Below are 26,775 nucleotides of genomic sequence, written 5' to 3'. Positions count from 1 at the left end.
ACCCCGCCCCCCCCCGCACCCCCCCACCCCCCCTGTCGGGCCCCCCCCCGCCGCCCCCCCCCCCGACGTGTGTCCGCATCTCGCAAGTCAGGACGTGAGAGACACCGTGCTTACGGTGCCGCCGGTGGCGGTTACGCGTACCTCGGTGGCGGTGGGCGGCAGCAGCGCCGCGTCACGGCCGGCGTCGTGCCACTGGCCGGCGTCGCTCCGATAACTCAGCGCTGAGCCCTCGGCGGCAACGAGGATGCCCTGGTCGTCCGGCAGGCGCAGCCGGACCGGCAACGGCGCCGTCCAGTCGGCGAACGCGCTGGCCACGGCTTCGAGAGGAGCATCACCGCGTGCGAGCAGCGCAATGACGCGAGCGGGGTCGCTGTCGTACTGGATGCTCTGCAGGAGTAACCGTCGACCGTCGGCCGTCGCCCCGTAGACGTACAGCTCAGGGGCGTCTCCCGGGGCATGGAGGCCGGCAACATCGTCCCATGCGGCGAGAGCTTCGGGCCCGGCGCTGACCTCGTAAACGGACCGGTCGCCTTCGTATCGGGGATCACTGGGGTCGCCGCCCCACACCTGTTCGGCACCCGGCAGGGTTCGTTTGATTCGCTGTACGTCCCGGCGACCGCTTTCATTGGAAAAGAGGACGTCTGCGGCACCGAGGATCTGCACGGTGTTCCGTTCGCTCACGGGCGTGAAGGAGAGAGCGACGGTGACTTTCGTCTTCTGCGGGGGTATCCGCAGGATCGCCGCGCCGTCCTCGAATTTCACCGGCTGGTAGGTGCGGCTGATCCTGCCGTCCGGCGTGTACCGCAGTTCGGGCGAGAACTCCATCGGCTGCCCGCTGTCGAGGACGAGGAGCACGTCGCGCTCCGCCCCGAGCAATGCGGCCTGCGTACTACGCTGCCGTGGGTCGTCGGTGAGGGCTTCGATCGCCCTGACCTGTGGACCACCCCCGGTTGGCTCGACGAACGCCGCCCATCCGATGTGGTTGTCCCCCGCGCCCTCGTTCCGATCGGTCGTGCTGGCGTAAGCGACGTAGGCAGCAGGGCCGGCCGGCGTCCTTCCCGCCCACACGACGTGTGGGTCACCCGGCATCTGCGTATCGCCCGAGCGTTCCAGTTGCCGCCGCCATGCCGCACGGACCTGACGCAGGTACGCGTCGTCACCAGCCAGGTCGCCCTTGGTCGGTTCGTTGAACATCGGCGAGGTCACCTCGGGCGTGTCGCGCCAGACCGGGACCGTGAGCGCACCCCCCAGGGGGACAGCCACGACGGCGGCGCAGACGGCAGTCAGCGCGACCCGGAAGCGCCGGACTCGCCGCCGGCCGCCACGGCGCACATTTTCCAACAGGTCGGGTCGACCACTGAGGTGGCTGGTTGCCCGGTGCAGGACCTCCCGCACGTCGTTGTCACTCATGTTCACCGCGAACTCTCCCTTTCGATGGTGGACATGACGAGACCTGGCCCGGCAAGCGCCGTCCGCAGGCGAGCCAATCCGCGCGAGGTATGGCTCTTCACTGTTCCCTCGGAACAGCCCAGAGCTGCGGCAACGTCGGCGGTTGGGAGATCTTCCAGGTATCGGAGCACGACGGCCGCGCGTTGCCGAGCCGGTAGGTCGCGCAGTGCCGCGACGACCGCCCGGCGAAGCGCGATGTCGTCCGCGTGGTCCCGCGTGACAACGTCGTGGTCGTCCAAGGTCTGCTCGGGTCGCCGCCTACGTCTTCGCCACCGGTTGATCGATCGGTTGATCAGTGCACGTCGTGCGTAGGCCTCCGGACTGGCCTGCACGCGACGCCAGCGCACGTACATCTGCTCCAGAACCTCCTGCAGCAGATCCTCTGCGGCATGCCGATCGCCCGTCAGCAGGTAGGCGACACGCAACAGCGCACCCGAGCGTGTACGGACGAACTCGTCGAACTCCGCGCCCCGCGAATCTCGCATCTGACCTCCGGTCTCGTCATCAAGCAGGACACCGCGACACGTCCGCTGGTTTACCGGTGCGCGTCAGTTCGCGCGCGCGATGGGCCGATCCTGCTGGCGCAACAGTGACCTCGGCCCGCGCGCCTAGCAGATCAACTCTCTCCCCGGGCGTTGTCCACAGCACCCAAAGTTGTCCACAGGTGGCGTGCTCGGGCCGGTGCCCGGGGCCGATCGCGAGCAGGGTCGGCGGTGCATCCGATCCCGACCGCTGGAGGCCGCGATGGCACCCCGTACCTCCGTTCCGCCGATCCGACGGCTCCCGCTGGTCGTCACAGGCGACGGCGACCTGCTCGACGACCTGCTCCGGCTCGCCGCCGCCGGCGGCACCGAGGTGGAGCTCGCCGCCGACCCGGCCGCGGCCCGCACCCGCTGGGGTCCCGCGCCGCTGGTGCTGCTCGGCGCCGACCAGGCGCAGGCGTGCCTGCGCGCCCGACTGCCGAAGCGGCCGCGGCTGGTGCTGGTCGGCTGGGCCAGCCAACTCGACCCCGGCTGGCAGATCGCCGAGCTGATCGGCGCCGAGCACGTCGCCGCACTGCCCGCCGCCGAGCCCTGGCTGGTGGATCGCCTGGCCGAGCAGGGTCCCGATCAGCCGGCCGGCCCGGGTGCCCAGGTCGTCGCGCTGTTCGGCGGCCGGGGCGGTGCCGGCGCGAGCGTGCTCGCGGGCGGGCTCGCCGTGACCGCGGCGCGAGCCCGACTGCGCACCCTGCTCATCGACGCCGACCCGCTCGGTGGCGGCCTCGATCTCGTCCTGGGCTGGGAGCAGCTGGAAGGGCTGCGCTGGCCGTCGCTCACCGACGCGGACGGGCGGGTGGACGCGCCGGCGCTGGTCCACGCCCTGCCGAGCCGGGGCGACCTGGTGGTGCTCTCCTGGGATCGCGGCGAGATGCTGGCACTGCCCGCCGCCGCGATGGCGGCGACCGTCGACGCCGCGCACCGTGGCCGGGACTTCGTGGTGATCGACCTGCCCCGACAGTTGGACGACGCCGCCGTGGTCGCGTTGCAGGCAGCCGACCAGGCGTTCGTCGTCGTGCCGGCGGAGCTGCGTGCCACCGCGGCAGCCGCCCGGGTGGTGGCTGCGGCCGCCCCACACTGCGCCGCGCTCTCGGTGGTGGTGCGCGGGCCCGCCCCGGGCCGCCTGCGCGCCACCGAGGTGGCACGGGCACTCGGGCTTCCTCTCGCGGGCACGCTGCGCCCCGAACCCGGGCTCTGCCGGGGCCTCGAACGCGGCGAGGCGCCGGCGGCGGCCGGCAAGGGCCCGCTCGCCGCTCTCTGCCGGCGGATCGTCGCGGACCTCACCGGCGTCCCCGCGACGGGTGCGGCATGAGCGGCCGGCCGGAGGACGACACCTTCGCGGCCAGGGTGCGGCAGCGGATCGCCGCCGCCACCGACCCGGTCACACCCGCCGCGATCGTGTCCGCTGTACGCGCCGAGCCCACCGCGGCGGTGTTGGGCGACAACGCCGTACTGCGGATCGCCGACCGGGTGCACGACGACCTCGTCGGCGCCGGGCCATTGGCCCCGCTGCTGGCCGATCCGGAGGTGACCGACGTCCTGGTCAACGGTGTCCGCGTCTGGGTCGACCGGGGCGCGGGGCTGCACCAGGTGGCGGTCCCGGTGGGCTCGGTCGAGGACGTCCGCCGGCTGGCGCAGCGACTGATCGCCAGCGCCGGGCGGCGGCTCGACGACGGCTCCCCGTACGCGGACGCCCGGCTTCCCGACGGCACCCGACTGCACGCCGTGCTGCCGCCGGTGGCGACCGAGGGGCCCTATCTGTCCCTGCGGACGTTCCGGCACCGCCCGTTCACCCTCGACGAACTGGTGCGCCAGGGGACGGTGCCGCGGCCGGTGGCGCCACTGCTCGCCGCCGTCGTCGCGGCCCGGCTGGCGTACCTGGTCACCGGCGGCACGGGCTCGGGCAAGACCACACTGCTCAACACGTTGCTCGGGTTGGTGCCCGCCACCGAGCGGATCGTCCTGGTGGAGGACGCGGCCGAGTTGCAACCGGGGCACCCGCACGTGGTCGGGCTCCAGGCCCGTACCGCCAACGTCGAGGGGACGGGCGTCGTCAGCCTCGGTGACCTGGTCCGGCAGGCGTTGCGGATGCGCCCGGACCGGCTGGTGGTCGGGGAGTGCCGGGGCGCGGAGGTGGTCGACCTGCTGGCCGCGCTGAACACCGGCCACGACGGTGGCGCCGGCACGCTGCACGCCAACACCCCGTCCGACGTGCCGGCCCGGCTGGAGGCGCTCGGCATGCTGGGCGGGCTGCCCCGCGCCGCGCTGCATGCCCAGGTGGTCGCCGCGCTCCAGGTGCTGCTCCAGGTACGCCGAGGAGACCAGGGTCGTGTCCTCGAGTCGATCTGTCTGCTGCTTCCCGAGGGGCCCGAGCGACTGGCCACCGTGGTGCCCGCCTGGGTACGTGGACGTGGGTTGGGGCTGGCCGCGCGTACCTTCGGCACGCTGCTGCGAGACCGGGGCGTGGCGGTGCCCCCGATCCTCAGCGAGCCGTGGCCTGGATCGGCAGGCCCGGCATGACCGGCGGGACTGCGCTGGTGGTGGCGCTGCTGCTGGCCGCCGCGGCTCTGGTGGCCTGGCCTGTGCAGAGCGTCCGGGCACGCCGCCGCCGGGTGCTGGCACCGGGCCGTGGCACCACCGGCGCTGAGTCGGACGACGCCCTGGTGGAATGGATCAGGGGCCTCGCTCGTGGCCAGGGCGGGCCGACCGATGAGCTCGGCGGCGTGTCGGCCTCGGCCCACCCGGGTGCCCTCTCGTACCCGCCGGGCACGTCGGCGTTCAGCAGCGGGCGGGCGGTTGTCGCCTGGTCCACTCGGGACCTTGACGACAGCCCGAGCCGCCCGAGGGCGACCGGCGGCCCGGGGGGATCCACGCGACCGGCAGGCCCGGCACGTCCGCCGATCCGTCGGGATCCTCGCCGCCCGGCTGCCACTGCCCGGCCGGAGACCGAGACCCTGGTGGCCGTCGAGCATCCGGGCCACAGCCGGGTCGACCCGGCGGACCACCGCCTCACTGACCCGGCGGACGAAAAGGCCGGTGGGTCGTACGCGGCCCATCCGGTACGCGTGCGTCGGTCGCCGAGGCGTGTGCTGCTGCTGGTTGGCCTGGTGGGGGCGGGTGTCGGTGCCGTATCCGCCGGGCCGGTGGCCGCGGTCGCGGTGGCCGGCTACGGCACGCTGGCCGTGCGCGCTCTGCTCCGCTGGAGGGCGAGCCGGCACGCCGAGCTGGATCGGCGGCGCGGCCTGGACCTGCTCTGCGGTCTGGCCGCCGACCTCCGGGCGGGCCTGCCCGTCCCGCCAACCCTGGAGATTGCCGCCGTTCAGGGGTCGGGCCGAGTCGACCGGCTTAGCGAGCTGACCTCGGCCGCCGTGCGGCTGGCGGACCGGACCGGCGCACCACTGGCCGAACTGGTCGAGCGGATCGAGGCGGACGCCCGGGCGACCGACCGGGGCCTGGCCGCCGCAGCGGCACAGGCGGCGGGTGCCCGTGCCACGGCCTGGTTGCTGGCGGCCCTGCCGCTCGGCGGGATCGCGCTCGGCTACGGGATCGGGGTCGATCCCTTGGCAGTGCTCCTGCACAGCACGGTCGGTGGGGTCTGCGCGGTCCTCGCGGTCGCCCTACAGATTGTCGGCCTGTTCTGGGCCGAGCGGTTGGGCGCGGCGTCGGGGCGGGCCGCCTGATGTCCCCGGTGCTGCTCGTGGTCGCCGGCCTGGTGGTCGCAGCCCTTCTCGTGGTGCCGCTGCGGCTGCGCCAGCGCGGCCCGGCTCGCCCACCCCGGCGGGTGACCCAGGGCGGCTGGCCGGGGCGGGACGGATGGCCGGGTCGGAACGGTTCCGTGCGCCCCGACGGCCTGGAGCGCCAGGCCGCCCCGGGCGGTTCGGAGCGCCCAGCCGGCTCGGCGGGTCGGCGCGGCTCGCTGGCTCGGGACGGTTCGCTGGCTCAGGGCGGTTCGCTGGCTCAGGGCGGCTCGGGTAGCGGCGGTGTGGAGAGTCGGCGGAGACCGGACGCGATCCGGCTCGCGGCAGGGATGGCCGGGCTCGCCGTGGCGGTGGTCGTCGGGGGCTGGTTCGGGCTGCTCGGTGCGGTTCCGACCGCGGTCCTGCTGGACGTGCTGCTGCGGCGGATCGAGTCCCCGGCGGCGCGCGGCCGGCGACTCCGGGAAGCCGCCGACCTGCCGCTCGCCGCTGACCTGCTGGCGGCGGCGATGCGGGCGGGTGCGCCGGTGGACCGCTCGGTGCTGGCCGTGGCCGAGGCGCTGGACGGCCCGCTCGCCAGCCGACTGGCCCGGGTCGGCCGCACCCTGCTCCTCGGCGGTGGCCCGGTCGAGGCGTGGTCGGCGTTGGACGGGGTGCCGGGAGCCGAGCGGATGGCAGCGGCGGCATTCCGCTCGGCCAACAGCGGCGCCGCGCTGGCCGGTGCGCTGACCCGTCTCGCTGATGACCTGCGGGCCGACCGGGCCACCGCCGCCGAGGCGTCGGCCCGCCGGGCTGGCGTACTCATCGTGCTGCCGCTGGGGCTGTGCTTCCTGCCCGCGTTCATTCTCGCCGGCCTGGTGCCGGTGATCGTCGCCGTCCTCGGCGACGTGCTCTGACCCTTCGAGAAAGGAAAGACGCATGCGCAAACTCATCGCCCGACTCCGCGGCGACGACGGGATGAACACCGCCGAGTACGCCGTGGGCACGCTCGCCGCGGTGGCCTTCGCCGGGATTCTGTTGAAGGTGCTCACCTCCGGCAATGTCCAGTCGGCGTTGACCGCGGTCATCGACCGGGCGCTCAAGTGATCGGGCGCCGGCAGGTCGGCCATGGTCGGGAACCGGGTACCCCCGGGCGGGCGTGCGACGGTAGCTGGTCGGCCCACCTCGTCGGCGGCGACCGGGGCTCCTTCACCGCCGAGCTGGCGGCCGGCCTGCCGGCGCTCCTCCTGCTGCTGCTCGCCGGCCTGACCGCGGTCAACGCCGTCAGCACCCAGGCGAGTTGCCTGCACACGGCCCGGGAGGTGGCGTTGGCCGCCGCCCGGGGGGCCGACAGCGCAGATGGGGAGCGCGCGGCGCCACCGGGAGCAGAGGTGTCGGTGTCTGTCGACGGCGACCGGGTGCAGGCGACGGTCCGCGCGCCCGTCCGCGCGCTGGGCGGCCGGCTACCACGGATCACCGTTGTCGCGACAGCGGTCGCAGCCGTGGAACCAGGCGCCAGCGAGGGGAGTTGGTGATGCGGCATTCTGACGCTCGGTCGCGCGGGCACGGCCCGAACGATGAGCGACACGATGGCGGTCGACCGGACGCGGAGCGAGGTGGCGCCACCCTGCTACTGCTCGCGTTGGGACTGGTCTTCGTGCTGGTCGGGACGTTCGGCGCGGCCGTCGCCGCAGCGGGGATGGCGGCTCAGCGGGCGGCGGTGGCCGCTGATCTCGGTGCGCTGGCCGGCGCTGCCCGGGCGCTCGACGGCGACGCGGTGGCGTGCGCGGCCGCCGCGGACATCGTCCACCGCAACGCTGGCCGACTGATCGACTGTCTCCTCGACGGGCTGGACGTGCTGGTGACCGTCGAAGTGGCGTTCACACCCCTTCCGGGCCTGACCCGGGTCGCCGCGTCGACGGCCCGCGCCGGCCCAGTGCGCGGCTGAACAAGGCCCTGCTGGATACCACCGGGCTGGCCGGTGTCTTCGGGCCGCGGGTCGCGCCGATAGGTTGCGCCCGGCTGATCCGACCGCCGGGCTGATCCGACCGCCGGGCTGATCCGACCGCCGGGCTATCCGACCGCCGGGGCTATCCGACCGCGGCCGGCTGGCCGGGACAGGGTTGCGGGCCCTGTCCCGGCCAGCGGCCGAGGGGGTGGGTCGCTGGGTGCGAGCCGGGGTGCGTCAGCGGGACTGGAGCGCGTCGAGGGCGACGGCCATCGCGATGACGAGACGACGGTCGATCTGCGGGTTCTGCACCTCGACGACGTACTTGTCGCGCAGGCCCCACTTCTTCACCACGGAGAAGATCGGCTGGCCACCGGCGGTGAAGTCGAAGTGGTACGGCAGCCAGGACAGCGAGTCGACGAACCGGCGCAGCAGTGCCACCGGCAGGCTGCGCTCCTGACCCGTCACCTGCGGCAGGCCGGCCTGCTCGACGTGCCAGGTGGAGCGGAGCAGCGACTGGGCGAAGTCCTTGCGGAACAGGCCGATCGCGTTGCCGGCCGCGTCGGTGACGTCGTACGTCGCGCCGAGGTCGATGCGCTGGCGGGCCTTGAAGCCGAGCAGGGGCTGCTGCTTGGAGTCGTCGGTGTAGATCGTCACCTGCTCCTTGAAGGCGAGCCGCTTCTGCTGCGCGAACGCCAGCAACTCGCCCTCGGTGCCGTCCGGCGCGACCGCCCGGACCTCGTACTGGTTGACCATCATCCGCAGCCGCTGGCGGATGTGGAACTGCTGCAGGGTCTGCAAGTTGTCGAGCTGCATGTGTTCTCCTCAGGGGGATGGTGCGCCGGAGTCTCGCACAGCCGGGCAACCACCGCCGGCCCGTGGCCCTGGCGCTCCCACCCCCGACCGGTCCGCCCCGCGGGACCGGCCCCGCGAAGGTCAGCGGCCGTCCACGGTCGCGCGCAACGACCAGGTGTTGAGCACCTGGTGGATGCTGCGCAGCCGTTCGTTGATCTGCTCCAGTCGTTCCGCCTGAGCCAGGGCGGCCAGCGCCGCCCCGAGTGCGATCTGCTGGTCGAGGGTGAGGTGGTCCTGGTCGATGGTGTAGAGCAGGTCGACGGTCTCAGCGATCGTGTCGGCCACGGCTTCTCCTCGGGCGCGGGGGCTAACTGGAACACAAGCATCGATGGAAGCGCTCCCATGTCATTGTGCCCAGTGCCATCGGGATTCATGCAAGGTGCCTCAGGCGGGCAGATTCTCCAGCACCACGTCGAGCACCCGGATCGCGTCCGGCTTGGAGAGCGGATTGTTGCCGTTGCCGCATTTCGGCGACTGCACGCAGGACGGGCAGCCGGTCTCGCAGCCGCACTCCGCGATGGCGTCCCGCGTGGCGCGCAGCCACGCTGACGCCGTCCCGTAGGCCCGCTCGGCGAAGCCGGCGCCGCCCGGGTGCCCGTCGTAGACGAAGACCGTCGGCGCCTCGGTGTCCGGGTGCAGGGCGGTGGAGAGCCCGCCGATGTCCCACCGGTCGCACGTCGCCATCAGCGGAAGCAGGCCGATCGCGGCGTGTTCGGCGGCGTGCAGCGCACCCGGCACGTCGGCCTGCTGGACCCCTGCGGAGGCCAGCGACCGCGGTGACAGCGTGAACCAGACCGCCACCGTGCGCAGCTCCCGGGTGGGCAGGTCGAGCGGCCGGGTGTCGATCACCTCGCCGGTGGCGATCCGGCGCCGCTGGTACGACACGACCTGGCTGGTCACGTCCACCTCGCCGAGGAACATCCCGACCGGCCCGGCGTCCACGTAGGAGCGCACCGACACCACGGACAGGTCCGTGACGTCCCGGGCGTGGGTGGACCAGTCCGGCTCCTCGACGTGCACCAGCGCGCAGCCGTCGGCCAGGTCGAGGTCGTCGACCACGTACGAGATGCCCTGGTGCAGGTAGACCGCGCCGGTGTGGAGCAGGAAGTGCGACGAGCCGCCGTCGACCGTGCCGAGCAGTCGACCGGTGGCCGACTCCACCACGCAGACCGGGGCGCCGCCCTCGCCGCGCAGGTCCACCTCGGGGCGCTCGCGGTGCCGCCAGTACCAGCCGGTGGGCCGCTGCCGCAGCGCGCCCGCCTCGACCAACTGGTCGATGGCCTCCTTCGCCCCGTCGCCGAAGAGCGCCAGATCGGCCGGGGTGAGTGGCGCCTCGACGGCCGCGCAGGCCAACTGCGGCGCCAGCACGTACGGGTTGGCCGGGTCGAGCACCGTCGCCTCGACCGGCGCACCGAAGATCGCCTCCGGGTGGTGCACCAGGTAGGTGTCCAGCGGGTCGTCCCGCGCCACCAGCACGGCGAGGGCCTCCTGGCCGGACCGCCCGGCGCGGCCCGCCTGCTGCCACAGTGACGCCCGGGTGCCCGGATAGCCGCAGATCAGCACCGCGTCCAGACCGACCAGGTCCACGCCCAGCTCCAGCGCGTTGGTGGAGGCCAGACCGAGCAGGTCACCGTGCAGCAGGGCACGTTCCAGCTCGCGCCGCTCCTCGCGCAGGTAGCCGCCCCGGTAGGCGGCGACCCGGCCACCGAGCCCCGGGACCGCGTCGTCCAGTGCCCGGCGCGCGTTGGCCGCCACCACCTCGGCGCCCTTGCGGGACCGGACGAACGCGAGCGTGCGTACCCCCTCGGCGACCGTGTCGGCGAGCAGGTCCGCGGTCTCCCGCAGCGCCGAGCGGCGGACCTGGACGAGGTCCGTGGTGGCGTCGTGGTCGCCGGCCGCCTGCGCGGGCACCGCAGGGGCGGTCGAGTCGGGTGGGAGCAGCGGCGGCTCCCAGAGCGCGAAGGTCACCCCGCCGCGCGGTGAGGCGTCCTCGGTGACCGCCGTCACCGGCAGGCCGGTCAGTCGGCCGGCGGCGGTCGCCGGGTCGCCGGAGGTCGCCGAGGCGAGCACGAACACCGGGGTGGCACCGAAGCGGGCGCACTGCCGGCGCAGTCGACGCAGTACGTGCGCGACGTGCGAGCCGAACACACCCCGGTAGGTGTGGCACTCGTCGATCACCACGTACGCGAGGCGGCGCAGGAAGCCGGACCACTGGGCGTGGCCGGGCAGGATGCCGTGGTGCAGCATGTCGGGGTTGGTCAGCACGAACCGGGAGTGCCGGCGGATCCACTCCCGTTCGGCACGCGGCGTGTCCCCGTCGTAGCAGGCGGGGCGTACCCCCTCCAGTTCCAGGCCGGCGACGGCCCGCAGCTGGTCAGCGGCGAGGGCCTTGGTCGGCGCCAGGTAGAGCACGGTGGCCCGAGGGTCGGCGAGCAACGTGGCCAGCGCCGGGAGCTGGTACGCCAGCGACTTGCCGGACGCGGTGCCGGTGGCGACGATCACGTGGCCGCCGTCGTACGCCAGGGTGGCCGCCTCGGCCTGGTGCTGCCAGGGCGCGACCACGCCGCGACGGGCGAACGCCGCCCGCAGCTCCGGCGGCGCCCACGCCGGCCAGGGGGCGGGCACCCCGACCCGGGCCGGCACCCGCTCGACGTGGGTGACCGGGTCGCCGGCACCCCGGGCGCGCAGCCGGCGCAGCAGGTCGACCGGCGCTGGTCCGGGGTCGTGACCTGCGGATACGGTGGGCGCGGCGGACGACTCCAGGTCACGGCGCGGCGTAGGACGCGCCGAAATGAAGTCGTTGGAGGTCACGTCCTGCACTCTCGCACTGGTGTTCGGAGATGAAAAGCCGGGGCCGGGGGTAAGGGGAAGCCTCCGCCGGTGACCGCAGGGTGCCCCGGCGGTAGTGGTTAGATGCCCAGGAGAGTTTACGGCTCTGGCGAGGAGGACCGATGGAGCTGTCGTTGGCGACGCGCACCGTGGGCGAGCACACGGTGCTCGAGGTCGGCGGTGAGGTGGACGTCTACACCGCGCCCCGGCTCCGCGAACGACTCCTCGAGCTGATCGACGGTGGCGCCCGGCACGTGGTCGTGGACCTCGGGCGGGTGGACTTCCTCGACTCCACCGGGCTGGGCGTGCTGGTGGGCGCGCACAAGCGGCTGCGGACGGCCGGCGGCTCGTTCGCCCTGGTCTGTGACAAGGAGCCGCTGCTCAAGATCTTCCGGATCACGGCGCTGGACCAGGTGTTCCCGTTGCACCCCACGGTCGAGGCAGCGGTCGGTGCGGGCCCGACCGGCGCCAACGCGTGATGGCGACGGTCCGGCTCTCCTTCTCCCCGGCGCCGGTGCACGTGCGTACCGCCCGACTGGTCGGCGTCGCCGTCGCCCGGCGTGCCGGTGTCCGCGAGGATCTGCTGGACGAGGTGCGCCTGGCCATCGGTGAGGCGTGCACCCGGGCGGTCGCCCTGCACCGGCAGTACGGCCTGGCCGATCCGGTGCTGGTGGAGATGTCCGACGGCGGCACGTACGCGGTGCGGGTGGTGGACCGTGCGCCGATCGAGGCCGGCATCGGGCTGGCGGCGTTGCCGCCGGACGAGTTGGCCAACGAGTCACTGACCGACGAGGCGTTGACCACGGGCGTCGGGTTCGCCCTGCTCGCGGGCTTCGTCGAGGACCTGCAGGTGCGCCCGGTCGACGAGGGCATCGGCACCGAGGTGCGGATGGTGTGGCCGGTCGGCCGCTGACCCGAGGAAGCGCGGAAGAAGGCCGAGCACTGCTGAAGAAGGCCCAGAACTGCTGAAGAAGGCCCAGAACTGCTGAAGAAGGCCGAGAACTGCTGAAGAAGGCCGCATCCCCGGCGGGGGTGCGGCCTTCTCGTCATGGATCGGGTCCTATATCAGATTTCGTTTCATAACACAGCGACGAAGATCATCGAGACACGGTGCCACCTCGGTGTGACCTCGAACACTGTGGAGGGCTACAGTACCCGGGTTGTCAGCAAGTGATCCAACCCGCAGCCAGCGGGTATGGGTGGTCATCGCTGGTCCGCTGGGGTGGGTTGGCGCGCGCTTGCGAGTCCGCATCCAGGCGTCGACCGGTGCGTCTCCACCCGTCGACGCGAGTGTTCGGTAACAGGAGGACACAGATGTCCGAGACCTTGGCCGCCGATGGCGGCGGGCTTTCCCTTACCGGAAGCAATGTCACATACGTCGTCATCGCCGCGGTCATCGCGCTGGTGGCGCTCGTCTTCGCCGCCGCGCTGACGAAGACGGTGCTGGCAGCCGGCAAGGGCACCACGAATATGCAGGAGATCTCGGGGGCGGTCCAGGAGGGCGCCTCGGCCTACCTGCTCCGCCAGTTCCGCACCTTGGCGATCTTCGTCGTCGTCGCCGTGGTGCTGCTCTTCCTGCTGCCGGTGCACGACACCGACGGCAGCGAGATGGCCGTGAAGCTCGGCCGCTCGCTCTTCTTCGTCGTGGGCGCCGTGTTCAGCGCGTCCATCGGCGGCGCCGGCATGTGGCTGGCGACCCGCGCCAACCTGCGCGTGGCCGCCGCCGCCCGGGAGCGACAGGGTGGCCGCGAGGCGGCCATGAAGATCGCCTTCCGGACCGGCGGCGTGGTCGGCTTCCTCACCGTCGGCCTCGGCCTCTTCGGCGCCGCGCTCGTCGTCCTGGTCTACCGGGGTGACGCGCCCACGGTGCTGGAGGGCTTCGGCTTCGGCGCCGCGCTGCTGGCGATGTTCATGCGGGTCGGCGGCGGCATCTTCACCAAGGCCGCCGACGTCGGCGCCGACCTGGTCGGCAAGGTCGAGCAGGGCATCCCCGAGGACGATCCGCGCAACGCCGCCACCATCGCCGACAACGTGGGCGACAACGTCGGTGACTGCGCCGGCATGGCCGCCGACCTTTTCGAGTCGTACGCGGTGACGCTTGTCGCCGCGCTGATCCTCGGCCGCGCCGCCTTCGGCGAGGACGGTCTGGTCTTCCCGCTGATCATCTCCACCATCGGCGTGCTGGTCGCCATCGTCGGCGTCTTCATCACCCGGCTGCGCGCCTCCGACCGCAGCGGCCTCACCGCGATCAACCGGGCCTTCTACATCTCCGCCGTGATCTCCGCGGTGCTGGTGGCGATCGCCGCGTACGCGTACCTGCCGGCGACCTTCGCCGAGCTGGAGGGTGGCCTCACCGACGTCGACCGCAACCCGCGACTGGTGGCCATCGGCGCGGTCGTGATCGGCATCGTGCTGGCCGCGGCGATCCAGGCGCTGACCGGGTACTTCACCGAGACCAACCGCCGGCCGGTGCAGGACATCGGCAAGAGCTCGCAGACCGGCGCCGCCACGGTGATCCTCGCCGGCATCAGCATCGGGCTGGAGTCGGCGGTCTACTCGGCGCTGCTGATCGGCGCCGGCGTCTTCGGGGCGTTCCTGCTCGGCGGCAGCTCCATCACGCTGTCGCTGTTCGCGGTGGCGCTGGCCGGCACCGGCCTGCTCACCACGGTCGGCGTCATCGTCGCCATGGACACCTTCGGGCCGATCTCCGACAACGCCCAGGGCATCGCCGAGATGTCCGGCGACATCGACGAGCACGGCGCGCGGACGCTCACCGAGCTGGACGCGGTCGGCAACACCACCAAGGCGATCACCAAGGGCATCGCGATCGCCACGGCGGTGCTGGCGGCGACCGCGCTGTTCGGCTCGTACACGGACACCCTGAAAGCCGCGTACGGGGACGCGAAGGTGAGCAACGTCGAGGCAGAGATCCTCAACGCGCTTAACCTGGCCAACCCGCGCAACCTGGTCGGCCTGATCATCGGTGCGGCGGTCGTCTTCCTCTTCTCCGGGCTGGCCATCAACGCGGTGTCCCGCTCGGCCGGCGCCGTGGTGATGGAGGTGCGCCGGCAGTTCCGTGAGCTGCCCGGCATCATGGACCGCACCCAGCGCCCGGAGTACGGCAAGGTCGTCGACATCTGCACCCGGGACGCGCAGCGCGAGCTGATGACCCCCGGTCTGCTCGCCATCCTGGCGCCGATCGCGGTCGGCTTCGGCCTCGGGCCCGGCGCGCTGGCGGCGTACCTCGCCGGCGCGATCGGGGCCGGCACCCTGATGGCGGTCTTCCTGGCCAACTCCGGTGGCGCGTGGGACAACGCCAAGAAGCTGGTCGAGGACGGCGCGTACGGCGGCAAGGGTTCCGAGGCGCACGCCGCCACGGTCATCGGCGACACCGTCGGTGACCCGTTCAAGGACACCGCCGGCCCGGCGATCAACCCGCTGATCAAGGTGATGAACCTGGTCTCGCTGCTGATCGCGCCCGCCGTGGTGGCGTACAGCGTCGGTGACGACCGCAACGTGGCACTGCGGGTGGGCATCGCGCTGGTCGCGACGCTGATCATCGTGGCGTCGGTGGTCTTCAGCAAGCGCAAGGGCATCGCGATGGACGACTCCGACGCCGGTGGCAACACCGGCGCGGGCAGCGCCGACCACCGGCCGGAGACGGTCAACGCCTGAGCGACACCGGCACCGGAGTCCCCGCTCGACGTACCTGTCGGGCGGGGACCCCGGCCATCCGGACCGGTGCCACGCCTGGCCGGAGGCCGTACGCTGCAACGCATGCGTACGTGCCGGGCGTCTGCCGCCGGAAAGCTCACGGTGGTCCTGGCCACGCTCGTCGTCGTCCTCTCCGGCTGCGGTGGTGGGCCCAGCCCGCGGGCCTGGGCGGCGTCGGTCTGCGGCGCGCTCACGCCGTGGCGCTCCGAGATCAGCAAGTTGACCAGCAGCACCGATCAGCAGATGACGGCGCAGACCACTCCGGCGCAGGCCAAGGAGAACCTGGTGCGGCTCTTCGGTGGCGCGGAGCAGGCCAGTGAGACCGCGCGCCGCAAGGTCGAGCAGGCCGGCGTCCCGGAGACCGACAACGGCGAGGCCGTCTCCGCCGGGTTCCGCAGCTCGCTGAGCAAGATGCGGGACGCCTACGGCCGGGCCCGGGACACCATCGAGGGGTTGGGCACCGGCGAGCCGGACGCCTTCTACGACGGCGTGCGGGCCGCCGTCGAGACGCTGAACAAGGAGTACGACGCCAGCGCTCTGGACACCAGCCAGCTCAACTCCGAGGAGTTGAAACAGGCCTTCGACGAGGTGCCGGAGTGTCGCTGAACGGGCTCGGTGACTCTCCGGCGGCGCAGCCGCTGCCGGCGCTGTTCCCCGCACCCGAGCCCGATCCGCCGGACACCGGCCCGGCGACGTCGGGTGCCAGCCGGCGACGCGGCGGCCCGGCCCGATCGGAGTCGAGTCGTCCCGGGCCGCCGCACGCCGACGACGCGGGGCGGCAACTGGTCTTCTTCGGCGCGGATGCCGCCGAACCGGCGGTCGCCGATCTGGCCGGGCTGCTGGCCGGGCCGGGCGAGGTGGTCCGGATGGGCGGCACCGCCCGGCTCGCGGTGCGGGTGGACGCCGCCTGGCGGGTGCACGTGCTCGTCGCCGAACTGGCGCTGCGCGGGCTGGCCGCGAGCTGGGAGCCGACCGAGGACGAGCGACACACCGTCCGGACGTCGTACACCCGGCTGTTGAAGCCGCTCGCGGTCGCCTGGCTGCACGGCCCGGCGAAGCGCCCGCCGGCCGTCTTCCACCTGACCGGCCGGCGGCTGCGGCTCTGGCTCGCCGCCGCCGGGACGCCGGAACCGCCCAGCGGCTTCCTGCTGCGGCTCGGCGAGGGCGACCAGGAGTCGTGGGACGCGATCGGCGCCGCCCTCGCCGCCGCCGGCCTGGCCGGCACGTTGCTCGGCCCCGGCGAGGGCGGCCCGGCGTACCGGATCACCGGCCGGCGCCGGTTGGCGCGGCTCGCCGAGCTGGTCGGCCCACCGCCACCGGCGGCGCCAACGGACGCCTGGCCCTGACCGTGGTTCCGCCGCTCGTCGGCGTCGATCTTGGAGTTGTGGTGGTGGACGTACTTCTCTTTCGGGGCCTAAACGCCCACCACAACCCCATGATCGATGTGAGCGGGGGTGGCGCGGGGTGAGGGCGGGTGCGGTGTCTGGTGTTGGACAGCTGGGCTTGAATGGGCCGGTTGGGGTCCGCCATCGTCACAGTGACCCGCTTCGAGCCCTACTCACGGTGTACGGTGGCGCCGTCCGGCAGTGCCGAGCACGGCGGGGCGGGAGTTGACCGCCGCGCCGCAGCGGATTGCCGCCCGCGAAACCCGAAACGCGGACGGCGCGTTACGTTGGACATCCGGACCGCCGGTGCCGCGGCGGGGTCGAGAGCGGTCGCTGTCGTAGGCGCCGGCAGGCCACGAGCAGGAGTGAGGTCGACAGAGACGTGCCGAGCAAAGCTGGAACCACCCGTCTGGTCATCGTCGAGTCACCGGCGAAGGCCAAGACGATCTCGGGCTACCTCGGCCCGGGGTACGTCGTGGAGGCCAGCTTCGGTCACGTCCGCGACCTGCCGCGCAACGCCGCCGACGTGCCGGCGAAGTACAAGGGCGAGTCCTGGGCCCGCCTCGGGGTGGACGTGGACAACGGCTTCCACGCCCTCTACGTCGTCTCCGCCGACCGCCGGCAGCAGATCAGCAAGCTGGTGAAGCTCGCCAAGGAGGTCGACGAGATCTTCCTGGCCACGGATGAGGACCGCGAGGGCGAGGCGATCGCCTGGCACCTGGTGGAGACGCTCAAGCCCAAGGTGCCGGTCAAGCGGATGGTCTTCCACGAGATCACCAAGCCGGCGATCCAGGCGGCGGTGGCCAACCCCCGGGAGATCGACCGCGACCTGGTCGATGCCCAGGAGGCCCGGCGGATCCTCGACCGGCTCTACGGCTACGAGGTCTCCCCGGTGCTGTGGAAGAAGGTCATGCCGAAGCTCTCGGCCGGCCGGGTGCAGTCCGTGGCGACCCGCATCGTGGTCGAGCGGGAGCGGCAGCGGATGGCCTTCCGCACCGCCGAGTACTGGGACATCCTGGCCACCCTCGCCGTGGCGAACGCCGGTGAGGGGCCGCGCGCCTTCAACGCCACCCTGATCGCGTTGAACGGCGACCGGATCGCCACCGGCAAGGACTTCGAGCCGACCACGGGTCGGGTCCGGGCCGGCGCGGGCGTCGTCCACCTGGACGAGGGCGGTGCCCGAGGGCTCGCGGCCCGCCTGGAGGGCCGGCCGTTCACCGTCACCCGCGTCGAGGAGAAGCCCTACCGCCGCCGCCCGTACGCGCCGTTCATCACCTCCACGCTCCAGCAGGAGGCGGCCCGCAAGCTGCGCCTGTCCTCGCAGCAGACGATGCGTACCGCGCAGCGGCTCTACGAGAACGGCTACATCACCTATATGCGTACCGACTCGGTGAACCTGTCGGAGACCGCCATCTCGGCGGCCCGCCGGCAGATCGTCGAGCTGTACGGCGAGCGCAGCGTTCCGCCGGAGCCGCGCCGCTACACCGGCAAGGTGAAGAACGCGCAGGAGGCGCACGAGGCGATCCGCCCGGCGGGGGACAACTTCCGTACCCCGGGCGAGGTGGCCAAGGAGCTGTCCGCCGAGGAGTTCAAGCTCTACGAGCTGATCTGGCGGCGGACCATCGCCTCGCAGATGACAGACGCCGTCGGTTCCAGCGTGTCGGTGCGCATCCGCGCGGTCTCCACCTCCCAGGAGGAGGCCGACTTCGGCGCGACCGGCAAGACCATCACCGACCCGGGCTTCCTGCGCGCCTACGTCGAGTCCAGCGACGACGAGAACGCCGAGGCCGAGGACGCCGAGCGCCGGCTGCCCACCCTGGTCAAGGACCAGCCGCTGACCGCCGACGAGTTGGCCGCGCAGGGCCACCACACCCAGCCGCCGTCGCGCTACACCGAGGCGTCGCTGGTCAAGGCCCTGGAAGAGCTGGGCATCGGCCGCCCGTCCACCTACGCGTCGATCATGCAGACGATCCAGGACCGGGGGTACGTCACCAAGCGCGGCCAGGCGATGATCCCCACGTTCCTGGCCTTCGCGGTGATCGGGCTGATGGAACGGCACTACCCCCGCCTGATCGACTACGACTTCACCGCCACCATGGAGAACGAGCTGGACGAGATCGCCGGCGGTGACCACGCCGCGGTCGACTTCCTCACCGCGTTCTATTTCGGCAGCTCCAACGGTGCCGGTGACCAGGACATCGCCCGTTCCGGCGGCCTCAAGAAGCTGGTCACCGAAAACGTCAGCGAAATCGACGCCCGCAGCGTCAACTCCATCCCGCTCTTCACCGACGACGACGGGCGCGAGGTCGTCGTGCGGGTCGGCCGGTACGGGCCGTACCTGCAACGGGAGCTGCCCGGCGGCGAGCAGCCGGCACCGGCTGCCGAGGGTGAGGAGGGCGGCACCCAGGGTGACCGGGCGCCGATCCCCGAGGGCCTGGCCCCGGACGAGCTGACCCCGGAGAAGGTGCACGAGCTGTTCCTCGGCGGCAGCGGCGAGCGCAAGCTCGGCGACGACCCCGCCACCGGCGAGCCGATCGTGCTCAAGTCCGGCCGCTTCGGCCCGTACGTGTCCAGCGGCGAGCGGAAGTCGTCGCTGCTGCGCTCGCAGACACCGGACTCGCTCTCCCTGGAGGAGGCGCTGCGGCTGCTCAGCCTGCCCCGGCTGGTGGGCGTCGCGCCCGACGGGGTCGAGGTGTTCGCCAACAACGGTCGCTATGGCCCGTACGTGAAGCGCGGCGAGGAGTTCCGCTCGCTGGAGTCCGAAGAGCAGATGTTCACGGTCAGCCTGGACGAGGCGCTGGCCCTGCTGGCCGCTCCGAAGACCCGGGGCCGGCGGGCCGCAGCGCCGCCACTGCGGGAGATGGGCGTCGACCCGCTGACCGAGAAGCCACTGGTGATCAAGGACGGCCGCTTCGGCCCGTACGTCACCGACGGGGAGTTCAACGCGTCGCTGCGGCGCGGACAGACTCCGGAGGCGCTGACCCTGGAGGAAGCCTCCGAGATGCTCGCCGAGAAGCGGGCCAAGGGCCCGGCGCCGCGCAAGAAGGCGGCGGCCAAGAAGGCACCGGCGAAGAAGGCCACGGCGACCAAGAAGACGGCCGCCGCCAGCAAGTCCACGGCCGCGAAGAAGACAACGACCGCCAAGGCGACGGCGAAGAAGGCGGCCCCGAAGAAGGCGGCCCCGAAGAAGGCCACCGCCAGTCCTGCCGAGAAGTGACAGCCAGCACGCCACCCCTAATGGGTTAAATGTCCAAATCGGTGGCGGGGCTCTGGTGTGGACTGCCTAACGTGAGGGGATGTTCGCAGCCCCTGTTTCGCGCCGCCGTGCGCTCGTCGGCGCTGCGGCGGGCACGCTGCTGCTCGCCGTGGTCGCGGTCGGCATCCGGACGATGGACGCGGGCAGCCCCTCGCCGGCCGGCGCCACCGCGTCGCACGCTCCCCCGCAGACCGTCGCCCCCGGGCCGTCCACCGGGCCCACCCGGGATCCGGCCAACCGGCGGACCGTGCGACTCGTCGCCGCGGGTGACGTTCTGATCCATCCAGCGGTGACCGACCAGGCGCGCCGGGACGGTGCCCGTGCAGGCGGCATGGACTTCGCCCCGATGTTCGCCGGGGTCGCCCCGGCGGTCCGCGGCGCCGACCTGGCGCTGTGCCACCTCGAGACGCCACTGGCCGATCCCGCCGGCCCGTTCGCCGGCTATCCGTCGTTCAACGCGCCCCCGCAGGTGCTCGACGGGCTGCGCGCCACCGGATTCGACGGCTGCTCGACCGCCTCCAACCACACCCTCGACCAGGGCGCCGACGGGGTGGCCCGGACAATCCGCGCACTCGACGCCGCCGGGCTGGGGCACACCGGCAGCGCCCGCAGCGCCGCCGAAGCGGCCCGGCCCCGGATCTACCAGGTCGGCGACGTCCGCGTCGCCCACCTGGCGTACAGCCTGAACTTCAACGGGCTGAGCCGCCCCCCGGGCAAGCCGTGGCTGGCCAACCTGATCGATCCGCCCGAGATCCGCGCCGCCGCCCACAAGGCGCGCGCCGCCGGTGCCGACATCGTCGTGCTCAGCCTGCACTGGGGTACGGAGTACCAGCACCTGCCGGACGCCGACCAGCGGGCCTGGGCCCAGCAGTTGATCTCCTCGCCCGACGTGGACCTCATCCTGGGCCATCACGCCCACGCGGTGCAGCCGTTCCAGCGCTTCGGCGACAAGTGGGTGGTCTTCGGCATGGGCAACGAACTGGCCCGGCACGAGGAGCCGATCGACGACAACCGCGAGGGTGTGATGGCCCGGGCGACCTTCACCGAGACCGCCCCGGGGCGCTGGACGGTGACCCGGATGGAGGCACTGCCAACCTGGACCGACCTGGCACCGGCCCTCCGGCTGGTCGACCTGACCGCAGCGCTTGCCGACCCGGGCACCCCTCCAGGTCTGCGGGGCGACTACCGGGCGGCGTACCAGCGGGTGCTCGGCTACGTCCGGGCTCTCGGTGCCGGCGCGGACCAGGTGGAGGCGTCGGGCGGCTGAGCGCCGCCGCCGAGGACGCGGTCGAGGTGGGCGTTGGCGAACCGGTGGTCGGGGTCCAGGCGGTCGCGTACGGCCAGGAAGTCGGCGAACCTCGGGTAGGCGGGGGCCAGGCTGGCGGCGTCCCGGTAGTGCAGCTTGCCCCAGTGCGGGCGGCCACCCAGCCCGGCGGCCACCTCCTCGAAGGCCCGGAAGTAGGGCTCGTACGGCATGCCGACGTACTGGTGCACAGCGATGTACGCGGAGTCCCGACCGTAGCCGTGCGACAGCCAGATGTCGTCGGCGGCGGTGAACCGCACCTCGACCGGGAAGAGCACCTTGAACGGCAACCCCTCGACGATCCGCTGCAGCGCGGCGAGCGCCTCGGGTAGCGCCTCGCGGGGCAGGCCGTACTCCATCTCCACGAAGCGGACCCGGCGTGGGGTGCAGAACACCCGGTCGGAGCGCCCGGTGTACTGCCGTTCGGTGAGTGCGCGGGCCGAGACGGCGCTGATGCCGGGTGCCAGCGCCGGCACGGCCCGGCCGAGGCGGCAGGCGCCGGCGAAGACCGTGTTGGACAGGAAGTCGTCGTCCAACCAGCCGCGCCAGCGGGACAGCGGCCGGTCGTTGGCGGGTACCCGGTCGTTGGTCTTGACCTGGACCCGGGACGTGTAGGGGAACCAGTAGAACTCGACGTGGTCGTGGCCGCCGATCAGAGTGGGCAGGCCGGCGAGCACATCGGCCAGCGCGGCGGGCCGTTCGTGGGCGTGCAGGACGAAGGCGTCGACGCAGCGCAGCGTCACCTCGACCAGCACCCCGAGCGCGCCGAGCGACACCCGGGCGGCGGCGAAGACGTCCGGGTGCTCGTCGGCGGAGCAGCGCAGCACCTCTCCGCTGCCGGTGACCAGAGTGATCGCCTCGACGAAGGTGGACAGGCAGCCGTAGCCGGCGCCGGTGCCGTGGGTGCCCGTGGAGATGGCCCCGGCGACAGTCTGCGCGTCGATGTCACCGAGGTTGGGCAGGGCGAGGCCGTGCCGGGCGAGCAGGCTGTTGAGCGTGTGCAGGGTCATTCCGGCCGGTACGGTGACGAGCCGGTTCGCGACGTCGACGCTGACGGTGGTGTCCAACTCGGACAGCTCCATCCGCCGGTCGTCGGCGAGCGCGATGGCGGTGAAGGAGTGGCCGCTGCCGGTCACCCGGATCCGGCGGCCCTCGGCGGCGGCGGCACGGACGGCCTCGGTGACGTCGGCCACCGAGCCGGGGCGGAGGATGGCGGTGGCGGAGCCGCGCTGGTTGCCGGCCCAGTTGGACCAGGGGGTGGTGAGCGATGCCGTGCCGACCATGCGCGCTCCTCATTCATGAATATGAACTGACTTCATATCAGGAACGTTGTACCTGGTAAATACCGCAATTGCGATCCGCTCGTTGTACCGGTAGTCACGGACTCGTGACGTGGAGATATGTTCATCCGTCGAAGGGGGGTGGCGCCGAGTGTCCACACCAGCCGCCACGACCGGGCCGCTGCGCCGCGTACCGGTGCAGGGTCGAAGTGTCGCGCGGGTACAGCGCATGTTGGATGCCTGCGCCGAACTCGTCGACGAGGTGGGGTACGAGGGTCTGACCACGACCCTGCTCGCCGAGCGGGCCGAAGTGGCGATCGGGTCGGTCTATCAGTTCTTCCCGGACAAGCGGGCGATCGTGCAGGCGTTGACCCTGCGCACGATGGAGTCCTACCTGCAGCGGCTCGACGAGCGCTTCGCCTCCGACGAGATGACCCACTGGTGGGACGGCGTCGACGCGGGCATCGACGAGTACATCACGATGCACCGCACCGTCCCGGGCTTTCGTACTCTGCACTTCGGCGACGTGGTCGACCTGCACCTGCTCGATGAGCAGCGGGACAACAACGGCGTGATCGCCGACCAGTTGGCGCGGGTGCTCACCGAGCGCTTCGGGCTCACCGACGTGCCGAAGCTGCGCTTCGTCCTGGAGATCGCGGTGGAGGCCGCCGACGCGCTGATCAAGCTCGCGTTTCGGCGAAAGTCCGACGGCGACGAGCGGGTGCTGCTCGAGGCGAAGGCGCTGATCCGGGAGTACCTGCATCGCCAGGTCGACGGTCGCGACAGCGGACACCCCGCCGACGAGCAGCAGACCGAGGCCGTCCAGCACGCCTGAGTCGGCGCGCGGGGCGGCCCGTCAGAGGAACGCGTGGCCCTCGCCCCGGTAGGTGGGCACGGTCGCCACGATCGCGTCCCCCTCGACCAGGTGCAGCTCGTTGACCCGTTCGCACAGCTCACCGGCCTTGGCGTGCCGGAACCACACCCGGTCGCCGACCCGCAGGGTGGCCGCCGCCGCGCCGGAGAGCGGGGTCTGCACCTCGCCGGCTCCCTCCGTGGCGACGAGCTTCAGGCCGGCCGGCAGCCACGGCCGGGGCAGCCGGCTGTCGGCGGCCTGGCCGGAGGCGATCCAGCCGCCGCCGAGCACCGTCGCCAGCTCCGGCGTCGGCCGGCGGACCACCGCGCAGGCGAAGAACGCCGCCGGGGTGGGCCGCCACGCGCGGTACGCGTCGAACAGCGTCGGCCCGTACAGGCCCGATCCCGCGGTGACCTCGGTGACCGCGGGATCGGCGCTGGTCGCGGCCACGCTGCCGGTGCCGCCGCCGTTGACGAACTCCAGGTCGGCGTGTTCGCGTACCGCCGCCACCGCCGCACCCCGGCGGGCCAGCAACTCGCGGTACGACCCGCGCTGGGCCAGCCGGATCGCGCCGGCCAGCAGCGTCCGCCCCGGCGGCGCGTCGCCCAGGCCGGCGATCTGCGCCTCGTACGACATGAGCCCGACCAGCCGGAAGCCGGCGCGGCCGGCGACGGTGGCGGCGAGCGCGCCGGCCGCCCGGGCGCTGTGCACCGGTGAGCGGCGGACGCCGACGTGCACCCCGCGCAGTGGTCGCCAGGAGGCGTCCAGGTCCAGGCAGAGGCGCAGCTCGGCGCGCTGCCCCGGGGCTCGGACGGTGTCGATGAAGTCCAGTTGCCCGGTGCCGTCGATCATCAGCGTGATCGCGGCGGCGAGCGTCGGGTCGGCGGCCAGCTCGGCGAGGGCCGCCCGGTCGGCGCTCGGGTACGCGACCAGCACGTCGTCGCTCATGCCGGCGCGGACCAGCCAGATCGCCTCGGGCAGGGTGAACGCCATCACGCCCTGCCAGCCGGGTCGGGCGAGCGCCCGGCCGATCAGCTCCCGGCTGCGCACCGACTTGCTGGCCAGCCGGAGCGGCTTGCCGGCGGCGCGGTCGGCCAGGGCCGCCGAGTTGGCGTCGAAGGCGGTGAGATCCACCACGGCGTACGGGGGGTCGAGATGGGCGGTCGCCCGGTCCAGGCGGTCGCGCAGTTTGTCGCTTTCGATGGCCACGTGTGCACGCTAACTGTCCGACGGTGAATGCGAAATACCCTCGCGTACGTCCCGGGCTGCGGCCGGCGCCCCCGGCGGCCTAGGCTCAGCGAGCAGGAGAATGTCGCCGGTGGGGCGGCCCCCACCGGGTCTAGAGTGTTCCACCGGGGGTGCCCAGCGATGGGCCGGCACGTGGAGGTACGGCCATCGAAAGCCAGAACAGCGGCGAGTCGCCCGGCGTGTCGCGCGCGGGTGACCAGTCGGGCAACGCCGCCAACCAGTCCAGCTCCGGTCAGGTCGATCCGTCCGGCTACGCCGCGATCCGCTCGGTTCTGCGGATCAGGCCGTTCCGGCGGCTCTGGATCGTGCTCGGCGCGGCCTCCTTCGGCGACTGGCTCGGTCTGCTGGCCACCGCTCTCTTCGCCGCCTCCCAGGTGCAGGGCAGCACCGCCCAGGGCGCCGCGTTCGGCGGTGTGACCGCGATCCGGCTGCTGCCCGCGCTGGTGCTCGGCCCGGTGGCCGGCGTCTTCGCCGACCGGTTCGACAGGCGCTGGACGATGGTCATCTGCGACCTGCTGCGCTTCGTCCTCTTCGCGTCCATTCCGCTCTACGCCCTCAGCGGCGCCCCGGGCGGCCTGGTGGTCGGCTGGGCGCTGATCGCCACCTTCCTGATCGAGTCGATCACCCTGCTCTGGATCCCGGCCAAGGAGGCCGCGGTCCCCAACCTCATCCCGCGGGCCCGGCTGGAGGCGGCCAACCAGCTCACCCTGATCACCACGTACGGCCTCACCCCGGTCGCCGCCGCCGTCGGCCTGGCCGTGCTCGATCGCGGCGTCCGTGGTGCCGTCGGCGGCGACCTGCCCTCCTGGGCGGAACCGGCCCAGCTCGCGCTCTGGTTCAACTCCTTCACCCGGCTCGCCACCGCACTGGTGGTGGCCTTCGGGATCAAGGAGATCAGCGAGGCACAACGCGGTGAGGCCGGGCGTTCCGAGCAGAGCATGTTCCGGCAGTTCTCCGAGGGCTGGAAGTACATCGGCCAGACCCCGCTCGTGCGTGGTCTGGTGCTGGGCATCTTCGGGGCGTTCGCCGGTGGCGGCATCGTGGTCGGCACGGCCAAGTTCTTCGCCAGCTCGCTGGGCGCTGGCGACGCCGCGTTCTCGCTGCTCTTCGGCGCCATCTTCGTCGGTCTGGCCCTCGGCATCGGGCTCGGCCCGATGATCGTGAAGGACATGTCCCGGCGTCGGTGGTTCGGTATGAGCATCGTGCTGGCCAGCGCCGCCGTGATGACCCTCGCCTTCGCCATCCACCTGTCCATGGCGATCGTCGGAGCGGTCCTGGTCGGCGCCGGCGCCGGGATGGCCTTCCTGGCCGGCACCACGCTGCTGGGCGGCGAGGTGGCCGACGAGGTGCGCGGCCGGGTCTTCGCGGTCGTGCAGATCGGCACCCGGCTGGTGCTGATCCTGGCCATCGGGCTGAGCAGCGTGTTGGTCGGCGTCGGCGGCTCCCGCAAACTGACAATCGCCGACCTCGGCATCTCCGTCTCCTCCACCCGCCTGCTGCTGCTCGCCGCCGGTGCCGCCGGCATCTTCGCCGGGATCAGCGCCTTCGGCCAGATGGACGACAAGAAGGGCGTCCCCGTCCTCGCCGACCTGTGGGGCTCGATCCGTGGTCGCCCGCTGATGCCCTCCGAGCCGTTCGTCTCCGCCGGGCTCTTCGTGGTGTTCGAGGGCGGCGAGGGCGCCGGCAAGTCCACCCAGCTCACCGCGCTCGCCGAGCGGCTGCGCGGCCAGGGGCACGACGTCCTGGTCACCCGCGAACCGGGGGCCACGGCCGTCGGCCAGCGGATCCGGTCGCTGGTGCTGGACACCTCCGGCGACGAGGCGCCCTCCCCGCGCGCCGAGGCGCTGCTCTACGCCGCCGACCGGGCGCACCACGTGGCCGCCGTCGTTCGGCCCGCGCTGGTCCGTGGCGGTGTGGTGATCAGCGACCGGTACGTCGACTCGTCGCTCGCGTACCAGGGCGCCGGGCGGACGCTGCCGGTCGACGAGGTCTCCTGGCTCTCCTCCTGGGCCACCGGTGGGCTCAAGCCGGACCTGGTGGTGCTGCTCGACGTCGAGCCGCGGACCGGCCTGTCCCGGGTGGCCTCGCGCAACGCGGGCGCCGACCGGCTCGAGGCGGAGTCGATCGCCTTCCACGAGCGCGTCCGCTACGCGTTCCTGGACCTCGCCGCCGCCGACCCGAAGCGCTACCTGGTGCTCGACGCGTCCCGGCCGGTCGACGAGATCACTCAGCTGGTGGTCCGGCGCGTACAGGAGATGCTGGGCAAGCCGGGCGGCATCGTGCACCCCCGCCCCGCGCAGGGCCCGGACACCTCGGTGCAGCCGGAGTTATCCGACGCGGAGCTGGTGACGATGGAGCACAAGACCTGATGCCGGACGTCTTCGCCGATCTGGTCGGCCAGGACGAGGCGGTCGCCGAACTGCGCCGGGCCGCCGGCGCGGCGGC

The 26,775-nt window shown here is 72.6% G+C and carries 22 protein-coding genes and 1 pseudogene; 16 read left to right on the top strand and 7 right to left on the bottom strand.

What is annotated here, in order from left to right; all coding sequences use genetic code 11:
* Window positions 1–87: 87 nt before the first annotated feature.
* Window positions 88–1,410 carry a hypothetical protein gene (locus tag ABZU46_RS22090; RefSeq protein WP_354860634.1) on the bottom strand — a complete coding sequence of 441 codons (1,323 nt, stop codon included), beginning with the start codon at window positions 1,408–1,410 and terminating at the stop codon, window positions 88–90.
* 2 nt (window positions 1,411–1,412) lie between these two features.
* Window positions 1,413–1,934 (bottom strand): SigE family RNA polymerase sigma factor, encoded by a 522-nt coding sequence (locus ABZU46_RS22085; RefSeq protein ID WP_354860633.1) that lies wholly within the window; start codon window positions 1,932–1,934, stop codon window positions 1,413–1,415.
* Window positions 1,935–2,193: 259 nt separating this feature from the next.
* Between ABZU46_RS22085 and ssd the strand changes: the two genes are divergently transcribed.
* The 7 genes from ssd to ABZU46_RS22050 all read left to right on the top strand — a co-directional run bounded on the left by ssd (window position 2,194) and on the right by ABZU46_RS22050 (window position 7,607).
* A complete protein-coding gene (gene ssd, locus ABZU46_RS22080) occupies window positions 2,194–3,297 on the top strand; it encodes a septum site-determining protein Ssd (protein ID WP_354860631.1) in 1,104 nt (367 codons plus the stop codon).
* Entirely contained in the window at window positions 3,294–4,505 is a 1,212-nt protein-coding gene (locus ABZU46_RS22075) for a TadA family conjugal transfer-associated ATPase (protein ID WP_354860630.1), read from the top strand. The genes ssd and ABZU46_RS22075 overlap by 4 nt, the downstream gene beginning before the upstream one ends.
* A complete protein-coding gene (locus tag ABZU46_RS22070) occupies window positions 4,502–5,665 on the top strand; it encodes a hypothetical protein (protein ID WP_354860629.1) in 1,164 nt (387 codons plus the stop codon). Before ABZU46_RS22075 ends, ABZU46_RS22070 begins: the two co-directional genes overlap by 4 nt.
* A gap of 347 nt (window positions 5,666–6,012) precedes the next feature.
* Window positions 6,013–6,576, top strand: a complete 564-nt coding sequence (locus tag ABZU46_RS22065) for a type II secretion system F family protein (RefSeq protein ID WP_354860643.1) — start codon at window positions 6,013–6,015, stop codon at window positions 6,574–6,576.
* Between the two features lie 22 nt (window positions 6,577–6,598).
* Window positions 6,599–6,766 carry a DUF4244 domain-containing protein gene (locus ABZU46_RS22060; protein WP_234584142.1) on the top strand — a complete coding sequence of 56 codons (168 nt, stop codon included), beginning with the start codon at window positions 6,599–6,601 and terminating at the stop codon, window positions 6,764–6,766.
* Between the two features lie 113 nt (window positions 6,767–6,879).
* The gene (locus tag ABZU46_RS22055; RefSeq protein ID WP_354860641.1) at window positions 6,880–7,194 is read left to right on the top strand and encodes a TadE family type IV pilus minor pilin; all 315 of its coding nucleotides are present in this window, start codon (window positions 6,880–6,882) and stop codon (window positions 7,192–7,194) included.
* Window positions 7,194–7,607 (top strand): Rv3654c family TadE-like protein, encoded by a 414-nt coding sequence (locus ABZU46_RS22050; RefSeq protein ID WP_354860627.1) that lies wholly within the window; start codon window positions 7,194–7,196, stop codon window positions 7,605–7,607. The genes ABZU46_RS22055 and ABZU46_RS22050 overlap by 1 nt, the downstream gene beginning before the upstream one ends.
* Before the next feature lie 237 nt (window positions 7,608–7,844).
* On the opposite strand, the gene ABZU46_RS22045 is transcribed toward ABZU46_RS22050, so the two are convergent.
* The 3 genes from ABZU46_RS22045 to ABZU46_RS22035 all read right to left on the bottom strand — a co-directional run bounded on the left by ABZU46_RS22045 (window position 7,845) and on the right by ABZU46_RS22035 (window position 11,225).
* The gene (locus ABZU46_RS22045; RefSeq protein WP_354860626.1) at window positions 7,845–8,423 is read right to left on the bottom strand and encodes a hypothetical protein; all 579 of its coding nucleotides are present in this window, start codon (window positions 8,421–8,423) and stop codon (window positions 7,845–7,847) included.
* A gap of 120 nt (window positions 8,424–8,543) precedes the next feature.
* A complete protein-coding gene (locus tag ABZU46_RS22040; protein ID WP_354860625.1) occupies window positions 8,544–8,747 on the bottom strand; it encodes a hypothetical protein in 204 nt (67 codons plus the stop codon).
* Between the two features lie 99 nt (window positions 8,748–8,846).
* Window positions 8,847–11,225, bottom strand: a complete 2,379-nt coding sequence (locus tag ABZU46_RS22035) for a DEAD/DEAH box helicase (protein ID WP_354860639.1) — start codon at window positions 11,223–11,225, stop codon at window positions 8,847–8,849.
* A gap of 188 nt (window positions 11,226–11,413) precedes the next feature.
* On the opposite strand from ABZU46_RS22035, the gene ABZU46_RS22030 reads away from it, so the two are divergent.
* The 7 genes from ABZU46_RS22030 to ABZU46_RS22000 all read left to right on the top strand — a co-directional run bounded on the left by ABZU46_RS22030 (window position 11,414) and on the right by ABZU46_RS22000 (window position 20,913).
* Window positions 11,414–11,770, top strand: a complete 357-nt coding sequence (locus tag ABZU46_RS22030; protein WP_007454668.1) for an STAS domain-containing protein — start codon at window positions 11,414–11,416, stop codon at window positions 11,768–11,770.
* Window positions 11,770–12,204: an ATP-binding protein gene (locus tag ABZU46_RS22025; protein ID WP_234584146.1), complete on the top strand. Its 435-nt coding sequence runs from the start codon at window positions 11,770–11,772 to the stop codon at window positions 12,202–12,204. The genes ABZU46_RS22030 and ABZU46_RS22025 overlap by 1 nt, the downstream gene beginning before the upstream one ends.
* 401 nt (window positions 12,205–12,605) lie before the next feature.
* Window positions 12,606–14,966, top strand: a complete 2,361-nt coding sequence (locus ABZU46_RS22020; protein ID WP_354860623.1) for a sodium-translocating pyrophosphatase — start codon at window positions 12,606–12,608, stop codon at window positions 14,964–14,966.
* Between the two features lie 102 nt (window positions 14,967–15,068).
* On the top strand, window positions 15,069–15,611 hold the full coding sequence (locus ABZU46_RS22015; RefSeq protein ID WP_354860622.1) for a hypothetical protein: 543 nt from the start codon (window positions 15,069–15,071) through the stop codon (window positions 15,609–15,611).
* Window positions 15,602–16,351 carry a hypothetical protein gene (locus ABZU46_RS22010; RefSeq protein ID WP_354860620.1) on the top strand — a complete coding sequence of 250 codons (750 nt, stop codon included), beginning with the start codon at window positions 15,602–15,604 and terminating at the stop codon, window positions 16,349–16,351. The genes ABZU46_RS22015 and ABZU46_RS22010 overlap by 10 nt, the downstream gene beginning before the upstream one ends.
* 421 nt (window positions 16,352–16,772) lie before the next feature.
* Window positions 16,773–19,607, top strand: a complete 2,835-nt coding sequence (gene topA, locus ABZU46_RS22005; protein WP_354860618.1) for a type I DNA topoisomerase — start codon at window positions 16,773–16,775, stop codon at window positions 19,605–19,607.
* 79 nt (window positions 19,608–19,686) lie between these two features.
* On the top strand, window positions 19,687–20,913 hold the full coding sequence (locus tag ABZU46_RS22000) for a CapA family protein (RefSeq protein WP_354860617.1): 1,227 nt from the start codon (window positions 19,687–19,689) through the stop codon (window positions 20,911–20,913).
* Window positions 20,914–20,921: 8 nt separating this feature from the next.
* On the opposite strand, the pseudogene ABZU46_RS21995 reads toward ABZU46_RS22000, so the two are convergent.
* Window positions 20,922–22,232 (bottom strand): annotated as a pseudogene (locus ABZU46_RS21995) (D-arabinono-1,4-lactone oxidase); the annotation flags it as partial.
* A 226-nt stretch (window positions 22,233–22,458) separates the two neighbouring features.
* Between ABZU46_RS21995 and ABZU46_RS21990 the strand changes: the two are divergent.
* Complete coding sequence (locus tag ABZU46_RS21990; protein WP_354860638.1) at window positions 22,459–23,064, top strand: TetR family transcriptional regulator; 606 nt, start codon at window positions 22,459–22,461, stop codon at window positions 23,062–23,064.
* Window positions 23,065–23,085: 21 nt separating this feature from the next.
* Here ABZU46_RS21990 and ABZU46_RS21985 read toward each other — a convergent pair whose 3' ends face one another.
* The gene (locus tag ABZU46_RS21985; RefSeq protein WP_354860615.1) at window positions 23,086–24,291 is read right to left on the bottom strand and encodes an amino acid deaminase/aldolase; all 1,206 of its coding nucleotides are present in this window, start codon (window positions 24,289–24,291) and stop codon (window positions 23,086–23,088) included.
* A gap of 317 nt (window positions 24,292–24,608) precedes the next feature.
* Here ABZU46_RS21985 and tmk point away from each other — a divergent pair, with 317 nt between their 5' ends.
* A complete protein-coding gene (gene tmk, locus ABZU46_RS21980) occupies window positions 24,609–26,699 on the top strand; it encodes a dTMP kinase (protein WP_354860636.1) in 2,091 nt (696 codons plus the stop codon).
* Window positions 26,700–26,775 lie beyond the last annotated feature (76 nt).

It is taken from the genome of Micromonospora sp. NPDC005197 (assembly GCF_040608295.1).
Taxonomy (GTDB): Bacteria; Actinomycetota; Actinomycetes; order Mycobacteriales; family Micromonosporaceae; genus Micromonospora.
Note: the sequence above shows the minus strand (reverse complement) of the source record. Positions and strands in the feature narration are given on the sequence as shown.

Bases quoted from the DNA above. Each gene is read 5' to 3' on its own strand.
- ABZU46_RS21990 (WP_354860638.1), top strand. From the start codon at position 22,459: ATGTTGGATGCCTGCGCCGAACTCGTCGACGAGGTGGGGTACGAGGGT.
- ABZU46_RS22025 (WP_234584146.1), top strand. From the start codon at position 11,770: ATGGCGACGGTCCGGCTCTCCTTCTCCCCGGCGCCGGTGCACGTGCGT.
- ABZU46_RS22065 (WP_354860643.1), top strand. From the start codon at position 6,013: ATGGCCGGGCTCGCCGTGGCGGTGGTCGTCGGGGGCTGGTTCGGGCTG.
- ABZU46_RS22085 (WP_354860633.1), bottom strand. From the start codon at position 1,934: ATGCGAGATTCGCGGGGCGCGGAGTTCGACGAGTTCGTCCGTACACGC.
- ABZU46_RS22015 (WP_354860622.1), top strand. From the start codon at position 15,069: ATGCGTACGTGCCGGGCGTCTGCCGCCGGAAAGCTCACGGTGGTCCTG.
- ABZU46_RS22070 (WP_354860629.1), top strand. From the start codon at position 4,502: ATGACCGGCGGGACTGCGCTGGTGGTGGCGCTGCTGCTGGCCGCCGCG.
- ABZU46_RS22050 (WP_354860627.1), top strand. From the start codon at position 7,194: ATGCGGCATTCTGACGCTCGGTCGCGCGGGCACGGCCCGAACGATGAG.
- ABZU46_RS22045 (WP_354860626.1), bottom strand. From the start codon at position 8,423: ATGCAGCTCGACAACTTGCAGACCCTGCAGCAGTTCCACATCCGCCAG.
- ABZU46_RS22090 (WP_354860634.1), bottom strand. From the start codon at position 1,410: ATGAGTGACAACGACGTGCGGGAGGTCCTGCACCGGGCAACCAGCCAC.
- ssd (WP_354860631.1), top strand. From the start codon at position 2,194: ATGGCACCCCGTACCTCCGTTCCGCCGATCCGACGGCTCCCGCTGGTC.
- ABZU46_RS22030 (WP_007454668.1), top strand. From the start codon at position 11,414: ATGGAGCTGTCGTTGGCGACGCGCACCGTGGGCGAGCACACGGTGCTC.
- ABZU46_RS22000 (WP_354860617.1), top strand. From the start codon at position 19,687: ATGTTCGCAGCCCCTGTTTCGCGCCGCCGTGCGCTCGTCGGCGCTGCG.
- ABZU46_RS22060 (WP_234584142.1), top strand. From the start codon at position 6,599: ATGCGCAAACTCATCGCCCGACTCCGCGGCGACGACGGGATGAACACC.
- ABZU46_RS22075 (WP_354860630.1), top strand. From the start codon at position 3,294: ATGAGCGGCCGGCCGGAGGACGACACCTTCGCGGCCAGGGTGCGGCAG.
- ABZU46_RS22020 (WP_354860623.1), top strand. From the start codon at position 12,606: ATGTCCGAGACCTTGGCCGCCGATGGCGGCGGGCTTTCCCTTACCGGA.